This is a genomic window from Streptomyces sp. A01 (assembly GCF_059026195.1).
Map to the genome: position 1 here is coordinate 25,372 of NZ_JBWLKN010000001.1, position 13,225 is coordinate 38,596.

The window sequence follows — 13,225 nt, forward strand, 5'->3', positions numbered from 1 at the left end:
CGCGGCCGCCCGCGAGCCCACCGGAGGAGTGGCCCTTCCCCTTCGGCCCGGCCGGGCCCTGGCGGCGGGCCCGGCTGGGTTCGCCTCACGCACGGGGTGTGAGCCTCAGCCCTTCGGTGGCGATGACGTCGGAGGTGACGAGCGCCTGCTCGGCCTCGACGTCCGTGATGAAGATGAACGGCGGCACCAGGGGCGGTATGGGCAGCCGGTCGGGGGTGAAGGTCAGGCACAGCAGGCCCTGGATACAGCCGCGGAACCGGCTGAGGTAGAGGGTCACCTGCCCGGTGAGTTCGAGTGAGTCGGCTCCGAGGTCGAGGTCGGGGCCGCCGTCGCGGGACGTCATCCGGTAGTCGGTCAGCGAGGCGGCCCGCATCTTGAGCACCATCACCTTGAGCGGGCCGCTCTCGGTGGGCAGCTCGGTCACCCCGGCGACGATGAATCCGCGGGGGGTGAACTTCGTCGTGGTGATGGTGGGCGGGTGGGCGGCGACCGGGAACTCGGTGCTCTTGGGCGCGGGCGCGCCCACGGCCGGTGTGCCGACGGCAGCCACCAGCGCTACGGGAAGCAGGACGGCGAGGACCCGGGCGCTCCTGTCGCCGCCCGAGGCCCTGGCCACCGACTGCTTCTCGCCCGGCCGCCGTCCCCGTGTGGCGTCCGCGCCCACGGGAGCCCGCTCCCCGGCCGCCCCCGCGCTCCCCTGACCGCTGCCCGCCCCCGCGCCCGCCGGGCCGTGGCCCACGGTCTTCCCGGCACCGGCCCCGGTACCGCTGTCGCCGCCGGGGCCAGGGCCGGAACCCGGACCGGAACCTTGGTCCGTCGCCGGTGCGGTATCTCCAGGGCCGCCCGGCCCCGGCCGCTCGTCGTCCGGCTCAGGGCCCGCCGCCGCCTCCGCCGCTGACGGCTCAGCCGGTGTCCAGCCGAAGCCCATCGCACTCCCGACGATGCCCAGCAGCATGCCGATCAGGAAGCCGCCGAGGTTGGTCGCCGCGAAGGACAGCACCGACAGCAGCAGGGCGTTGAGGCTGACGTAGTGCCGGGCCCTGGGCGCGAACCACAGGAACAGCCCGGCGATGACCAGCGCGATACCGATGCCGATCGCGGCGATCCCGCCGAGGCCGAGGCTGACCAGCACCGTCAGCGGTGACAGCGGTATCGCCACCAGTTCCAGGCCGCCGAGTATGAGCAGGAGCCCGGCCCAGAAGGGACGGGTCCGCCGCCAGTCCCGGAAGGCGACGCGCTGGGGCAGCAGCGGAAGCCGCTCGTTCAGCTCCGCGAGCCGTTCGCGGTACGGCGCGCCACGGCTCAGAAGCACTTGTCGCCGCCCAGGCTGACGCCGAGCTTCAGCCCCTTCAGCCGGAAGTTCCCGCCGGTGGCCGACCAGGCATGGGACTTCACGTCGGCGACCTCGACGTTTCCGGCCTGGAGTCCGAACTTCCCCTTGTCGCCCTTGATGCCGGGCACCTCGTCCAGCGTCGAGGCGTCGCGGCCGAGTTGCACCGTGCCGAAGCGGGCGTCGCCCGCCAGGTCCTCCGCGTCGATGATGAGGTTGCTGGCGGTCACGTTCCCCGCGTCGCCGCCCGCGCTGAGCTTGAAGACGACGGTGCCGAGCGGCGTCTTGACCTCGGCGGCCTGGCAGATGTCGGACAGGGTCGCCTGGTCGAGCCCGAGGAGGGAGACCGGGTGGCCCTTGCCGTCGAGGGACCGGTCGGTCTCCACGTAGGAGGCGAGGCCGTCGCTCGTCAGCTTGCTGGAGGCGACCTGGAAGCTCGTACCGGAGACGGCGAACGAGGCGGCGAGTACGCCCTGTGCCATCAGCATGGCCATGGCGCCGACCGCGAGTACCGCGGGCAGCCCCACGACGGCTGTCTTCTTCCACGCTGTTCTGCCCTCTGGCAGGCGTCCATCGGATGCGCTCACTGCGTCCTCCCGGGGTGATGGGCTCCCCTGCCGTCGGCGGGGGAGCGGGCATCCAACGGCTGCTGGCGCAGCCGCTCGCGTTACAGCTGTCCTTCGCTGTGCGGGCGGGTGGTGAACTCATGGCGGGAGCGGCTCCAAGCCCGGCCCTGTTCAGCCGTGTGGGCAAGTCCGCTGCTGGCGGTCCCTCTGCCATACTGCGGGTGTCTCACGGCAGTTGGAGGGTAGGCGCGAATTTGAATAATAGTCAACGGGTCGGACGCGGTCCTTCCGAAACCGACCGCGGAACCGAACGCTCCCAGGCGCGCCGCGCCGAACTCATCGCGATCGGCAGGAAGTTGTTCGCCGACACGTCCTACGACGCGCTGTCCATGGATGACATCGCACGCAGCGCCGGGGTGGCCAAAGGGCTGATCTACTACTACTTCAAGAACAAGCGCGGCTACTACCTCGCGATCATCGAGGACTCCGTGGCCGAACTCGTCACCCGGGCGGCCGCGACCCGTGACCTGCCGCCCGCGGAGCGCGTACGCCACACCATCGACGGCTATCTGCGCTACGCCCAGAACCATCAGGCCGCCTACCGGGCGATCGTCACCGGCGGCGTCGGGTTCGACTCCGAGGTGCTCGCCATCAGGGACCGGGTGCGGGAGCGGCTGGTCACCGCGATAGCCGAGCTGGCGTGGAGTCAGAGCTCACCTCCGCCGATCGCCCGGCTGGCACTGGTCGGCTGGATGGCCGGGGTGGAGGGCGTCACGCTCGACTGGCTGCAGCGCCAGGAGCTGGAACGCGAGGCCGTACGGGCATTGCTGGTGCGCGGGCTGCGGGACACGCTGTGCACCATCGAGGAGTTCGCTCCGCAGTGCCCGGCGCCCTCACCGCCCCCGATGTGAGCCCGGCGCAGGAGCGCTGAGAGCCGACAGGGCGGCCGAGGTCACTCAGAAAGAGATACCCGGGAAAGAGACAACCGGGAACGGTAAAAGACAGCCGGGAGAGACGAGACGAAGGGGCGGGGAGCCGTCTTGCTGGCTCCCCGCCCCCGTGCGCCGCGGCGTACCGCCGGGTGGGCCGCACGCCGCCACGCGTGCGTGCGCGCGCTGAGTGGCTGTGCGGGCCCCGTTGCCCGCGGCCGTGAGCGGGCTACGCGGCCGCCTCGCCTACCTGATCGCCTTGATCAGCTCGCCGCCCGCGGTGTCGCCGCTGAGCTCCCAGAAGAAGGTGCCGCCGAGGCCCTGCTGCTGCTTGTAGTTCATCTTGCCGCCGATCGTGGCCGGGGTGTCGTAGCTCCACCACTGGTTCCCGCAGTGGGCGTACGCCGTGCCACCGACCGTGCCGTTGGCCGGGCAGCGGCCCTTGAGGTCCTTGTAGTCCTCGATGCCCGCCTCGTACTTGCCCGGTGCCGCGCCCGTCGCGGTGCCACCCGGCTCCTTCTGCGTCACGCCCGTCCAGCCCCGGCCGTAGAAGCCGACGCCGAGCAGCAGCTTGTCGGACGGGATGCCGAGGCCCTTGAGCTTCTTGATGGCGGCGTCCGAGTTGAAGCCCTCACGCGGGATGCCGTTGTACGCGGTCAGCGGGGAGTGCGGGGCCGTCGGACCCTTGGCGTCCCACGCGCCGAAGAAGTCGTACGTCATCGGCATCAGCCAATCGGCGTGCTGCGCCGCGCCCTTGTAGTCGGCAGCGTCGATCTTGCCGCCCTTCGAAGCGTCCGCGGTGATCGCCGCGGTGACCAGGTTCTGCTGCCCGAACTTCGACCGCAGCGCCGACATCACCTTGGTGAGGGAGTCCCTGCCGCTGGTGTCGCAGGTGAGACCGCAGGCGTTGGGGTACTCCCAGTCGATGTCGATGCCGTCGAAGACGTCGGCCCAGCGCGGGTCCTCCACGAGTTTGTGGCAGGACTCGGCGAAGGCCGCCGGGTTCCTGGCGGCCTCACCGAAGCCGCCCGACCAGGTCCAGCCGCCGAAGGACCACACGACCTTGAGGTTCGGGTGGAGCTTCTTGAGCTTGCGGAGCTGGTTGAAGTTGCCGCGCAGCGGCTGGTCCCAGGTGTCCGCCTTGCCGTCGACGCTCTGGTCGGCGGTGTACGCCTTGTCGTAGTCGGCGTACGCGTCACCGATGGTGCACTTGCCACCCTGGACGTTGCCGAACGCGTAGTTGATGTGCGTCAGCTTCGCCGCTGAACCCGACGTCTGGATGTTCTTGACGTGGTAATTGCGCTGGTACACACCCCAGTTGGTGAAGTAGCCGACGACCTTGCTGGCGGCTGCCTTCGTCGCGGGGGCGGTCGCGGGGGACGGCGCGACGGGCGCCGTGGCGGCCGTCTCTGCCCTGTCGGACCTGGTGGCTCTGTCCGTGCCGGAGTCCTCGGCGGTGGCGGGGCCCGCGCCGGCGAACAAGGTGCCGGCCAGCACCGCCGCCGAAGCGGCGAACGCCGTGAGCGTCGCCGGCAGGCGGGTGCGGGATCGCTTCGATCTTGGCATGGGGTCTCCTCGGTGGGGGGAGAGCGGGGGAGAGCTGTGGTGCGCACAGAGTTGACATGAACGCGATGTTCCGTGCAGGGGAACCGTAGAAGGACTAGACCAGTGCGGTCAATGGTTCGGACCAATCCCGCGCGCCGGTCGTTGATCGGCGAACCGGTGACGTACGGCCATCCATCGGGCATACTCCAATCGCTACAGCCGCAGGTCATCCTGGGTCGTAACCCGGCGAGGGAAGATCGGTTGAGCCGCAAGAACGGCGGTGCCGCCCCACCCAGGCGCCTCCGCCGCCGCGTCTGGCCAAGAGCCCGAACAGGGAGGAGAGCGCCGCCATGTCCTACGGCCCGCAGCCGGTGGAGCGTCAGTTGCCCACCGAGGAGTCACGCGACCTGCTCACGCTCGTACGCGACCTCGTCGACCGGGAGATCAAGCCCCGGGCGGCGGAAGAAGAGGAAGCAGCCCACTTCCCCCGCGAGGTCTTCGCCCTGCTCTCCACCTCGGGACTGCTCGGCCTTCCGTACCCGGAGGAGTACGGCGGCGGTGAGCAGCCGTACGAGGTCTACCTCCAGGTCCTTGAGGAGCTCGCGGCCGCCCGGCTGACCGTGGGTCTCGGGGTCAGCGTCCACACCCTCTCCTGCCACGCGCTCGCCGAGTTCGGCACCAAGGAGCAGCGGGCGGAGCACCTGCCCGTCATGCTCGGCGGCGGCGTGCTCGGCGCGTACTGCCTGTCCGAACCCGCCTCGGGCTCCGACGCCGCCTCCCTGGTCACCCGCGCCGAACGCCAGGGCGGCAGCTGGACCATCCGGGGCACCAAGGCGTGGATCACCCACGGCGGTGTCGCCGACTTCTACTCGGTGCTCGCCCGCACCGGCGTCCCCGGCCCGCGCGGCATCACCGCCTTCCTCGTCCCCGGCGACGCCGAGGGCCTGTCGGCGGCCATGCCCGAACGCAAGATGGGCATGAAGGGATCACCGACCGCCCAGGTCCACTTCGACGGTGTACGGGTCGCGGAGGGCCGGCGCGTCGGCGACGAAGGGCAGGGCTTCCCCATCGCCCTGGCCGCCCTGGACGCGGGCCGCCTCGGCATCGCCGCCTGCGCCGTCGGTGTCGCCCAGGCGGCCCTCGACGAGGCGCTGCGCTACACCGCCGAGCGGCAGCAGTTCGGCCGCCCGATCGCCGACTTCCAGGGCCTGCGCTTCATGCTGGCCGACATGGCCACCCAGATCGAGGCGGGTCGCTCGCTCTACCTGACGGCTGCCCGGCTGCGGGACGCGGGACTGCCGTTCTCCAAGCAGGCGGCGATGGCGAAGCTGTTCTGCACCGACGCCGCGATGCGCGTCACCACCGACGCCGTCCAGCTGCTCGGTGGCTACGGGTACACCGTCGACTTCCCCGTCGAGCGCTACATGCGCGAGGCCAAGGTGCTGCAGATCGTCGAAGGCACCAACCAGATCCAGCGCATGGTCGTGGCCCGGCACATCGCGGGCCACGAATCCCGCTGACCGATGCCGGGCCGCTCCCGGCAGCCACCCGCGCGGCGCGCCCCCACCCCCGACCCTTGAGTTCTAGTGATCGGTTCCAACGACTGGGGCAACGCCGTCGTGCGCATGGTCACCTGGGTCCACTTCCAGGACCTGCGCACCGGGCGGCAGTTCTACGCCCTCAACACCCACCTCGACCACCGCAACCAGGCCGCGCGCGAGCGCTCCGCCACGCTCATCACCGACCGGCTCGGCAGCCTCGACCCGGGCCTGCCGCGCGTGGTCACCGGCGACTTCAACGTTCCGGCGCACCACAACCCGGTCTACGACACGATGCTCAACCGGGGCGGTCTCGTGGACTCCTGGGACACCGCCGACCGGCGGGGGCCGCAGTACGCGACCTTCCACGGCTACCGGCCGCTCGTCCCTGACGGCGAGCGGATCGACTGGATTCTCACCTCGCCGGGCGTACGCACCCGCCACACCGCGATGAACACGTTCTCGCTGGACGGCCAGTTCCCCAGCGACCACCTGCCGGTGCAGGCACTGCTGGACATCCAGACACCTGGTGAGCTGGATGCCGCACGGAACGGACGCCTCACGGAACGGACGCCTGGAGCGACGGATGTCTGAAGGGACGGTTGTGACGGGCACCCCGGCCGGGCGGAGTGCCGCACACCTGACGGGACCGGACCGCGGCCGGTGCGCCGGACTACTTCCGGGGCGACGACGGCTGGTGAGGAACCCGCACCGGGCGCGGCGCCGCGCTGCCCACGTGGGAGAACGGCTGCTTGCGCCAGTCCAGGCTCTCCGGCAGTGTCAACAGCAGTGCCACGTCCTGCTCCTGGGCGTCGAGCGAGTCGTCGGCGGGAAGCGCGTCGGTCACACCACGCCCGGTGCCGGGGCACACCGTGAGCCCGAACGGGTTCCACGGGGAGGGGCACAGGGCGTGCTCGGGCAGCACTTCCTCGTCCGCCAGCAGTGCGATGGGCCGCGCGCAGTCCGGGCAGGTCACCCGGAACATCTCGTACGTCTCGTAGACATCGCTGTCGCCACTGTTCAGGTGATCAAGGCCAGGCATCGTGATTCTCCCCCTAGGGCTGGGTCGACAAGGCGACAACGTCGCCTCGACCACAGCAAGCATTTCCCTTGTCACCCCGCGAGTAATCGCGGGCGCGCCGATGTGACTGGCCCCTGGCTGTGGCATTCGTCACATGCCCCGCGCAGGTGCGGCGCACGCGCCCGCTCACGCCCGCTGTGCCGCAGAGCCCGCGACCCCATAGGGTGACCGGGTGGAGGAGCTGGACAGACAGATCGTGGAACTGCTCGTCAAGGACGGGCGCATGAGCTACACCGACTTGGGCAAGGCCACTGGCCTGTCCACCTCGGCGGTGCATCAACGCGTCCGGCGCCTGGAACAGCGCGGCGTCATCCGTGGCTACGCCGCCGTCGTGGACCCCGAGGCCGTCGGACTTCCGCTCACGGCCTTCATCTCGGTGAAACCCTTCGATCCCAGCGCCCCCGACGACATCGCCGACCGGCTCGCCGAGGTCCCGCAGATCGAGGCGTGCCACAGCGTCGCCGGTGACGAGAACTACATCCTCAAGGTGCGCGTCGAGACGCCGCTCGAACTGGAACACCTGCTCACCCGCATCCGCTCCCTCGCCGGGGTCTCCACCCGCACCACGGTGGTGCTCTCCACGCCGTACGAGGCCCGCCCGCCCCACGTGTGACCCGGTGTCCGGCCCGAGCGCACCGCCGCAGCCGGGCTGTACGTCCCGGCGCGCCGCCGCCCCATGCCCCGGCCCCGCGCACCGTCCGCCGGGCGCCCACGGGACCGCCACGGCACGCCCACCCCGCCTCACCCCGGCGTACGCGCGGGAGCGACACTGACGATCCGACACCCGCACGCGACAACCGCTCCACCTGGCACCGCTCCACCTGACACCGCTCCACCTGACGACCGCCGCACACCAGCCCGACCGCACACCACCGCGAGGCGAACCCCGTGACCGACCCCTCCGCCCCGGCCCCCAAGGCCGCTGCCTCCCCCGCCGACGACCGCACCATCCTGCTGCGCGGCGGGACCGTCCACAGCCCCGCCGACCCGTTCGCGACCGCGATGGTCATCGAGCGCGGCAGCGTGGCCTGGGTGGGCTCCGAGGGCGCGGCCGACTCCTTCGCCGACGGGGTGGACGAGGTCATCGACCTGGCCGGGGACCTCGTCACTCCCGCGTTCACCGACGCACACGTGCACACCACAGCCACCGGACTCGCCCGCACCGGACTCGACCTGTCCGGCACGGACACCCTCGCCGCCGCCCTGGACCGCGTACGGGCGTACACCACCGGCCACCCCGGCGACCGGGTGCTGCTCGGCCACGGCTGGGACGCCACCCGCTGGCCCGAGGGACGGGCCCCGTCCCGTGCGGAACTCGACGAGGCCGCGGGCGGCCGCCCGCTCTACCTCTCCCGCGTCGACGTCCACTCGGCGGTCGTCACCACAGCGCTGTTCGACCTCGTTCCCGACATCACCGGCCGGGCCGGATACCGCCCGGACGCGCCGCTCACCGCCGACGCCCACCACGCGGTGCGCGCGGTGGCCCACGCGAGCATCACCCCCGCCCAGCGGGCCGACGCCCAGCGCACCGCACTGCGCCACGCCGCCACCCTCGGCATCGGCACGGTGCACGAGTGCGCGGGCCCGGACATCTCCAGCGAGGACGATCTGATCTCGCTCCTGCGGCTCGCGGCCGAGCCCGGAACGCCAGGCCCCCGCGTCTTCGGCTACTGGGCCGAGGCCGCCACCCACGCGGGCGACCTCGACAAGGTGCGGGACCTCGGCGCCATCGGCGCCGCGGGTGACCTCTTCGTCGACGGCGCGCTCGGTTCGCACACCGCCTGCCTGCACGCCCCGTACGCCGACGCGGCGCCGAGCACCGGCACCGCCTACCTCGACGCGGCGGCCATCACCGCCCACGTCGCCGCCTGCACCGAGGCCGGAACGCAAGCCGGATTCCACGCCATCGGCGACGCCGCGATCACCGCCGTCATCGACGGGGTGCGCGCGGCCGCCGACCGCGTCGGACTGGCCCGGGTGCGCGGTGCCAGGCACCGCGTCGAACACGCCGAAATGCTCACCCCCGCGTCCATCGCCGCCTTCGCCGAACTGGGCCTCACCGCCTCCGTACAGCCCGCCTTCGACGCGGCGTGGGGCGGCGAGTCCGGCATGTACGCGCGGCGGCTCGGCGCCGAGCGGGCCCGCACCCTCAACCCGTACGCCGCCATGCTCCGTGCCGGAGTCCCGCTGGCCCTCGGCTCCGACAGCCCGGTCACCCCGCTCGGCCCGTGGGGCACCATCCGTGCCGCCGCCTTCCACCGCACCCCGGAGCACCGGATCTCCGTGCGCGCCGCGTTCACCGCGCACACCCGGGGCGGCTGGCGGGCCGTCGGCCGGGACGACGCGGGCATCCTGGTGCCCGGCGCGCCCGCCGACTTCGCGGTGTGGCGGGCCGGTGACCTGGTCGTCCAGGTCCCCGACGCACGCGTAGCGAACTGGTCCACCGACCCGCGCTCCGGCACCCCCGGGCTGCCCGACATGACCCCAGGTCACCCGCTGCCGGTCTGCGTCCGTACGGTGGTCGCCGGGCGCACCGTGTACGAGCAGCCGAACGAGTGACGCTCGGCCGCCACGTACCGCCGAACGATGTGCCCTCGGCCTGTCGCGTTCCCTCCGCGCCCTCCGTACTGACCTGCTGATTTGAGATAACGCCGCAGGTGGCACGGGTGTTGACAGGGTGCGGGAGACGGCGGGTAGGTTCGGCCGAGTCCACCACAGGACGTCCGGCCGGGGATTCTCCACGCAGTCGTCGAGCGCCGCTGGGCCATGGGATGACGAGCCGATGACGGCTCGGCGTCCACTGGGAGCCAGGTCCAGCGCACGGGGGCGGGGGAGGAGTCCCCCAGGCCGGCAGGTGCGACCCGGGTGGGGCCCGGACGCTCAGTAGACAACGGCTTTCGGTCGACCCGCAGCCAGCGGGCCCCAGGTCGGCCCGAAGGGCGACGGGCCCCTATCCGCACCACCCACGACCCACCGCGCAGCGCGGCATACGCCGCCCACCCGCCCGCGGAGGCCCGCCCCGCCTGATCCCGCTGACGCCCCACGGGCCACAACCCCGCGAGCCAAGCCCGCCCGGCGAGTCGAGCCCCTCCGCTACACAAGCCCGCCCGGCAAAAGGCTCGCCCGGCAAACTCCAGCCCGTCCGGCGCTTGGGGACACTGCGCCCCGAAGCAGAACGAGCCCGCCCGGAAATCCAGCGGCTCCGGCACATACACGCCGCTCCGGCAAACCAGCTCGCCCGGCGAAATCAAGCCCGTCCGGCGTTTGAGGACACCCCCACGCGAACCAAAACGAGCCGGCCCGCGAAATCAAGCCCGTCCGGCGATTGAGGACACCTCCGCCCGAAGGGCGAAACGGAAAGCCCAGGCCCCCACCCAAGGGCGCCAAGCCCCACCCACCCCCCGCCGAGCGGCAAGCGTTCGCGTACCCCAGACCCACCCCCACCCCCGCCCGGTATACGGTCACTTCACCACCGCACAAACTTCAGGAAGGCCGCGACGTTGCACCCGGGTTCCGACACCTCCGCTGGAGCCGCTGCCGGCGGCCAGGCAGCCGACCCACTGGCCGGCCCCCCGGCGGACCCACTGACCGGGCCCGCCGGCGCCGAGCCCGTGGCCACCGCCGAGCCGTCCGCCGCGAACGAGCGGCCCGACAGCGTGGCCACCGCAGAGCCGGAAGGCGCGCGTGCGGACGACACCGCGGCGACGCCCGACGAGCCCGCCCCCAAGGGCACCCAGAGCCCTCAGAGCCCCGAGGGCGCTTCCGCCCAGCGGGTTTCCCGGTGGCGGCGGCTGACGCGGCTGGGGCGCCGGGAGTGGTGCCGCAGCGCGCTGGCCGCGGCGAGCGGGCTCGCCCTCGGCTGCGCCTTCCCGCCGTACGACGTGTGGCCGCTGTCGCTCGTCGCCGTGGCCGCGCTGTCGCTGCTCACCTGGGGCAGGACCGCCCGGCAGGGCGCCTGGACCGGGTTCGCCTTCGGGCTGCCTTTCTTCGTGCTGCTGCTGAAGTGGCTGGATGTCGTCGGCTGGGACGCGGTGATCGGCCTTTCGCTCGCCGAGTCCCTGTTCTTTCTCCCGCTCGGCGCCGGGCTCGCCCTCATCTCCCGGCTTCCCGCGTGGCCGCTGTGGGCGGCGTGCCTGTGGGTCGCCGAGGAGTGGGCCAGGGACCGCCTCCCCTTCGGCGGCTTCCCCTGGGGCCGGCTGGCGTTCGCCAACACGGGCTCGCCGTTCGTCCCGCTCGCCGCGCTGGGTGGCGCGCCGCTGGTCACCTTCGCCGTCGCGCTGACCGGCGGCCTCCTCGGCGCCACCGTCCTCGCCGCCTGGCGGCTGTACGCCCTCGCTGGCGGTGCGGCCGGTGGCACGGCCGAGGGAGAGCCGGAGGCCCGTACGGCAGAGGCGCCCGCGCCCGCCGCCACGGACGTCGGTCGCCAGGTCAGCGGGCCGCGGCTGCTGCGCTCCGCGCTGCCCGCCGTGGAATCGATGGCGCTCGCCGGAGCCGTGCTGCTGGCCGGGTACCTGGTGCCGGTGCCCACCGACGCCGACGACACCGTCGACATCGCGGTCGTCCAGGGCAACGTCCAGCAGCCGGGCATGGACTTCCTCGGCCGCCCCATGAAGATCCTCAACAACCATGTCGAGGCCACGCTGCGACTGGCCAAGGAGGTGAAGGAGGGCGACAAGCCCAAACCCGACCTGGTGATCTGGCCGGAAAACGCCTCTGACCTGGACCCCTACCAGTACCGCGAGGCGTACGCGCGCATCGACGAGGCCGTCAAGGCGATCGACGTCCCCGTGCTGGTCGGGGCGCTCGTGGACCACCCCACCAAGGAGGGCTACGTCGAGAACCAGGGCATCGTCTGGGACCCCGAGACCGGCCCCGGCGCCTCGTACACCAAGCAGCACCCCGTGCCCTTCGGCGAGTACGTGCCCTTCCGTGACCAGCTCAGCAAGGTCGTCACCCGGCTCCAGCGTGTGCCGCGCGACTTCTACCCGGGCGACCACACCGGTGTCCTGCAGGTCGGCCCGGCCAAGCTCGGTGACGTGATCTGCTTCGAGGTGGCGTACGACGAGATCGTGCGGGACACGGTCAACGCCGGGGCCCGCGCGCTGGTCATCCAGACGAACAACGCCACGTACGGCCGCAGTGGCCAGCCCGAACAGCAGCTCGTGATGTCCAAGCTGCGGGCCATCGAGCACGGCCGCGCCATCGTCACCGCCGCCCCGAGCGGGATTAGCGCTGTGGTCGCGCCCGATGGGACCATTGAGCAGCGCACCAAGGAATTCACTCAGGACGTGCTGAGCGCGCGAATTCCCCTGCGCGATGACACCACCGTCGCCGACCACGTCGGCGCGGCGCCCGAGTGGGTGCTCGCTATGGTGGGAGTTCTGTCCTGCGCCGCTGCGATCATGGTGGCACGGCGAGGACGTACGGACGAGAAGGGGATGCAGTGAACGACGGCGTTGAGGTTGCCCGTGGCGGGACACAGGGGAGGAAGTACGGTCCGCTCGGCAAGACCTTGGTGATCATTCCGACCTACAACGAGGCGGAGAACATCAAGCCGATCGTCACGCGGGTACGGGAAGCCGTCCCCGAGGCGCATGTGCTCGTCGCCGACGACAACAGCCCCGACGGCACCGGCAAGATCGTCGATGAGATCTCCGCCGACGACGACCACGTGCACGCCCTGCACCGCAAGGGCAAGGAGGGGCTGGGCGCGGCCTACCTGGCGGGCTTCCGCTGGGGCATCGAGCACGACTACGGCGTCCTGGTCGAGATGGACGCCGACGGCTCCCACCAGCCGGAGGAACTGCCCCGGCTGCTCACCGCGCTCGGCGGTGCCGACCTCGTCCTCGGCTCGCGCTGGGTGCCCGGCGGCAGGGTCGTGAACTGGCCCAAGTCCCGCGAGATCCTCTCCCGGGGCGGCAGCACGTACTCCCGGCTGCTGCTCGACGTCCCGATCCGCGATGTCACCGGCGGCTTCCGTGCCTTCCGCAAGGAGACCCTGGAGGGTCTTGGCATGGACGCCGTCGCCTCACAGGGCTACTGCTTCCAGGTGGATCTGGCCTGGCGCGCGATCAAGGCGGGTTACCACGTGGTGGAGGTGCCCATCACCTTTGTCGAGCGGGAGCTGGGCGACAGCAAGATGAGCCGCGACATCGTCGCCGAGGCGCTGTGGCGGGTCACCGCCTGGGGTGTGGGCTCCCGGGTGAACCGCATCATGGGTCGCAGGCACACTTAAG

10 protein-coding genes and 1 pseudogene are annotated in these 13,225 nt (G+C 71.8%); 7 read left to right on the plus strand and 4 right to left on the minus strand.

The features are described from left to right. Nucleotides 1-85 precede the first annotated feature (85 nt). Both AC5P1B_RS00120 and AC5P1B_RS00125 read right to left on the minus strand, forming a co-directional pair. Nucleotides 86-1,312: a DUF6114 domain-containing protein gene (locus AC5P1B_RS00120; protein ID WP_493884032.1), complete on the minus strand. Its 1,227-nt coding sequence runs from the start codon at nt 1,310-1,312 to the stop codon at nt 86-88. Next, complete coding sequence (locus tag AC5P1B_RS00125) at nt 1,303-1,917, minus strand: DUF6230 family protein (protein ID WP_493884033.1); 615 nt, start codon at nt 1,915-1,917, stop codon at nt 1,303-1,305. The genes AC5P1B_RS00120 and AC5P1B_RS00125 overlap by 10 nt, the downstream gene beginning before the upstream one ends. A 233-nt stretch (nt 1,918-2,150) precedes the next feature. On the opposite strand from AC5P1B_RS00125, the gene AC5P1B_RS00130 reads away from it, so the two are divergent. Next, nucleotides 2,151-2,807 carry a TetR/AcrR family transcriptional regulator gene (locus AC5P1B_RS00130; protein WP_493884034.1) on the plus strand — a complete coding sequence of 219 codons (657 nt, stop codon included), beginning with the start codon at nt 2,151-2,153 and terminating at the stop codon, nt 2,805-2,807. Between the two features lie 264 nt (nt 2,808-3,071). Here the strand turns inward: AC5P1B_RS00130 and AC5P1B_RS00135 are convergent, their stop codons facing one another. Next, the gene (locus tag AC5P1B_RS00135) at nt 3,072-4,391 is read right to left on the minus strand and encodes a glycoside hydrolase family 18 protein (RefSeq protein WP_493884035.1); all 1,320 of its coding nucleotides are present in this window, start codon (nt 4,389-4,391) and stop codon (nt 3,072-3,074) included. Between the two features lie 329 nt (nt 4,392-4,720). On the opposite strand from AC5P1B_RS00135, the gene AC5P1B_RS00140 reads away from it, so the two are divergent. Both AC5P1B_RS00140 and AC5P1B_RS00145 read left to right on the plus strand, forming a co-directional pair. After that, on the plus strand, nt 4,721-5,890 hold the full coding sequence (locus tag AC5P1B_RS00140; RefSeq protein ID WP_493884036.1) for an acyl-CoA dehydrogenase family protein: 1,170 nt from the start codon (nt 4,721-4,723) through the stop codon (nt 5,888-5,890). A gap of 66 nt (nt 5,891-5,956) precedes the next feature. Continuing rightward, nucleotides 5,957-6,424: pseudogene (locus AC5P1B_RS00145) on the plus strand (endonuclease/exonuclease/phosphatase family protein); the annotation flags it as partial. A 157-nt stretch (nt 6,425-6,581) separates the two neighbouring features. Here AC5P1B_RS00145 and AC5P1B_RS00150 read toward each other — a convergent pair. Further along, nucleotides 6,582-6,950, minus strand: a complete 369-nt coding sequence (locus tag AC5P1B_RS00150; RefSeq protein ID WP_493884037.1) for a hypothetical protein — start codon at nt 6,948-6,950, stop codon at nt 6,582-6,584. A 211-nt stretch (nt 6,951-7,161) separates the two neighbouring features. Here AC5P1B_RS00150 and AC5P1B_RS00155 point away from each other — a divergent pair, with 211 nt between their 5' ends. From AC5P1B_RS00155 to AC5P1B_RS00170, 4 genes are all read left to right on the plus strand, one after another. Beyond that, nucleotides 7,162-7,602 (plus strand): Lrp/AsnC family transcriptional regulator, encoded by a 441-nt coding sequence (locus tag AC5P1B_RS00155; RefSeq protein ID WP_493884038.1) that lies wholly within the window; start codon nt 7,162-7,164, stop codon nt 7,600-7,602. A gap of 275 nt (nt 7,603-7,877) precedes the next feature. Beyond that, on the plus strand, nt 7,878-9,548 hold the full coding sequence (locus AC5P1B_RS00160) for an amidohydrolase (RefSeq protein WP_493884039.1): 1,671 nt from the start codon (nt 7,878-7,880) through the stop codon (nt 9,546-9,548). Between the two features lie 1,097 nt (nt 9,549-10,645). Further along, on the plus strand, nt 10,646-12,436 hold the full coding sequence (gene lnt / locus AC5P1B_RS00165) for an apolipoprotein N-acyltransferase (RefSeq protein WP_493884471.1): 1,791 nt from the start codon (nt 10,646-10,648) through the stop codon (nt 12,434-12,436). Continuing rightward, entirely contained in the window at nt 12,433-13,224 is a 792-nt protein-coding gene (locus tag AC5P1B_RS00170; protein ID WP_493884040.1) for a polyprenol monophosphomannose synthase, read from the plus strand. The genes lnt and AC5P1B_RS00170 overlap by 4 nt, the downstream gene beginning before the upstream one ends. The last annotated feature ends 1 nt before the right edge of the window (nt 13,225 follow it).